Source organism: Streptomyces durbertensis, assembly GCF_014156695.1.
Lineage (GTDB): Bacteria > Actinomycetota > Actinomycetes > Streptomycetales > Streptomycetaceae > Streptomyces > Streptomyces durbertensis.
Window position 1 is genome coordinate 1 of the sequence record NZ_WMLF01000598.1, and the last position, 2,568, is coordinate 2,568.

The 2,568-nt window shown below is 72.0% G+C and carries 3 protein-coding genes; 1 reads left to right on the forward strand and 2 read right to left on the reverse strand.

The genetic code is table 11. The features are described 5' to 3' along the window. Both GL263_RS24890 and pyrR read right to left on the reverse strand, forming a co-directional pair. Positions 1–956 (reverse strand): aspartate carbamoyltransferase catalytic subunit (locus GL263_RS24890; RefSeq protein ID WP_182857993.1); only part of this gene is annotated, 956 nt, incomplete at its 3' end. A gap of 102 nt (positions 957–1,058) precedes the next feature. Next, positions 1,059–1,640 (reverse strand): bifunctional pyr operon transcriptional regulator/uracil phosphoribosyltransferase PyrR, encoded by a 582-nt coding sequence (gene pyrR / locus GL263_RS24895; protein ID WP_182857994.1) that lies wholly within the window; start codon positions 1,638–1,640, stop codon positions 1,059–1,061. A gap of 310 nt (positions 1,641–1,950) precedes the next feature. On the opposite strand from pyrR, the gene bldD reads away from it, so the two are divergent. Further along, complete coding sequence (gene bldD / locus GL263_RS24900) at positions 1,951–2,451, forward strand: transcriptional regulator BldD (protein WP_143646769.1); 501 nt, start codon at positions 1,951–1,953, stop codon at positions 2,449–2,451. Positions 2,452–2,568: the final 117 nt, after the last annotated feature.

Consider the following 2,568-nt stretch of genomic DNA (forward strand, 5'->3'; position numbering starts at 1 on the left):
GGCTCGGTGCTCTGCGGGCCGCTGTCGGCGCCGCTGAGCAGCAGGTAGAGCACGGCCATCCGGATGCTGACGCCGTTGGTGACCTGCTCGACGGCGGTGCAGCGGGGCGAGTCGGCGACCTCGGCGCTGATCTCCATGCCGCGGTTCATCGGTCCGGGGTGCATGACCACGGCGTGCTCGGGCATCCTGGCCATGCGCTCGCCGCTGAGTCCGTAGCGGCGGGCGTACTCGCGCTCGGTGGGGAAGTAGGCGGCGTTCATCCGCTCCCGCTGGACGCGCAGCATCATCACGGCGTCGGACTTGGCGAGTTGGGCGTCGAGGTCGTAGGAGACCTCGCACGGCCAGCTCTCGGTGCGCACCGGGACGAGGGTGGGCGGCGCGACCAGGGTGACCTCGGCGCCGAGCGTGCTCAGCAGGTGGACGTTGGAGCGGGCGACCCGGCTGTGCAGGATGTCGCCGACGATCGTGACGCGGCGGCCCGACAGGTCGGTGCCCGGTCCGTCGCCCAGGCGGCGCCGCAGGGTGAAGGCGTCCAGCAGCGCCTGCGTGGGGTGTTCGTGGGTGCCGTCGCCGGCGTTGACCACCGAGCCGCCGATCCAGCCGGAGGTGGCGAGCCGGTGCGGCGCCCCCGAGTCGTGGTGGCGGATGACCACGGCGTCGGCGCCCATGGCCTCCAGGGTCAGCGCGGTGTCCTTGAGCGATTCGCCCTTGGACACCGAGGAGCCCTTGGCGGAGAAGTTGATGACGTCGGCGGAGAGGCGCTTGGCGGCGGCCTCGAAGGAGATGCGGGTGCGGGTGGAGTCCTCGAAGAAGAGGTTGACCACGGTGCGTCCGCGCAGGGTCGGGAGCTTCTTGATCGGCCGGTCGGCGAGCCTGCCGAGTTCCTCGGCGGTGTCGAGGATCAGCACGGCGTCGTCCCGGGTGAGGTCGGCGGCCGAGATCAGGTGGCGCTTCATCGGGGTGCCTTCTGTCGCCTTGTGGTGGGTTCGGGCGGGGTGGCGCGGGCAGGCCGGTGCCACGCGGCGGCCCTGGTGGGCGGGCCGCGCGCCGGGGACGGCTTACTGTCCGGCGGTGGGGCGCGCGCCGAGCAGGACGCCGTCGTGGCCGTCCTCCTCGGTCAGCTGGACCTTGACCGTCTCCCGCAGCGACGTGGGGAGGTTCTTGCCGACGTAGTCGGCACGGATCGGCAGCTCGCGGTGGCCGCGGTCGACCAGGACGGCGAGCTGGACGGCGCGCGGGCGGCCGAGGTCGCCGAGCGCGTCGAGCGCGGCGCGGATGGTGCGTCCGGAGAAGAGCACGTCGTCGACGAGCACGACCAGCCGGCCCTCGACGCCGTCGCCGGGGATCTCCGTCCGGGCGAGCGTGCGCGGCGGGCTCAGCCGCAGGTCGTCGCGGTACATGGTGATGTCGAGCGAGCCGACCGGGATGGGGCGGCCGGTGATCTCCTGGAGCTTGCCGGCGAGCCGCCCGGCCAGGTGCACCCCCCTGGTGGGGATGCCGAGAAGCACCACGTCGTCGGCGCCCTTGGCGCGTTCGACGATCTCGTGGGCGATACGGGTGAGTACGCGGGCGATGTCCGGGCCTTCGAGGACCGGGCGGGCCGCGGGGGCCGCCTGGGGCGGCGCGCTGCTGTTGTCCATGCTGGTTGGACCCCCTTCCCCGCCTCACTGGACGGGCTTTAAAGGACGTCTGGTTCGTGCCAACGGTACCAGGCCGCTCCGACACCGCCCGTCGGGGGCCGGTGCGTGCTCCCGCCGGTGCTCGCGGGTGACGGTCGGCTCGGTCCGGACCACCTCGTCCCACCTCGGATCAGCCGGACGCACCTGGGCTCGCTGTCGGCGCGCTTGTCCGCACCGCAGGTCAGCGAGTCGGGATCGCCCCCAGCTTGACGGCGGACATTACGCTGCGTAACATCACAGTGAGTTACGACAACCTCTTCCGGGGAGCTTTATGTCCAGCGAATACGCCAAACAGCTCGGGGCCAAGCTCCGCGCGATCCGCACCCAGCAGGGCCTCTCCCTCCACGGCGTCGAGGAGAAGTCGCAGGGTCGTTGGAAGGCTGTCGTCGTCGGCTCGTACGAGCGCGGCGACCGCGCGGTGACCGTGCAGCGCCTCGCCGAGCTGGCTGACTTCTACGGCGTCCCCGTCCAGGAGCTGCTGCCGGGCACGACTCCCGGCGGCGCCGCCGAGCCGCCGCCGAAGCTGGTGCTCGACCTGGAGCGGCTGGCGCACGTGCCGGTCGACAAGGCCGGCCCGCTGCAGCGCTACGCGGCGACGATCCAGAGCCAGCGCGGTGACTACAACGGCAAGGTGCTCTCGATCCGCCAGGACGACCTGCGCACGCTTGCCGTCATCTACGACCAGTCGCCCTCGGTGCTGACCGAGCAGCTGATCAGCTGGGGCGTGCTCGACGCCGACGCGCGCCGCGCGGTGTCGCACGAGGAGGTCTGAGACCCGACCCGGCGGTACGCGGCAGGTTTCTGCGGCACGGCGCGGTGAAAAAACGTCACCGCAGCTCGGCCGGCTCCGGCCTGCGGAAACCGGGAAGCCACCCACACAACGGCAGGG

Bases quoted from the DNA above. Each gene is read 5' to 3' on its own strand.
- pyrR (WP_182857994.1), bottom strand. From the start codon at position 1,640: ATGGACAACAGCAGCGCGCCGCCCCAGGCGGCCCCCGCGGCCCGCCCG.
- bldD (WP_143646769.1), top strand. From the start codon at position 1,951: ATGTCCAGCGAATACGCCAAACAGCTCGGGGCCAAGCTCCGCGCGATC.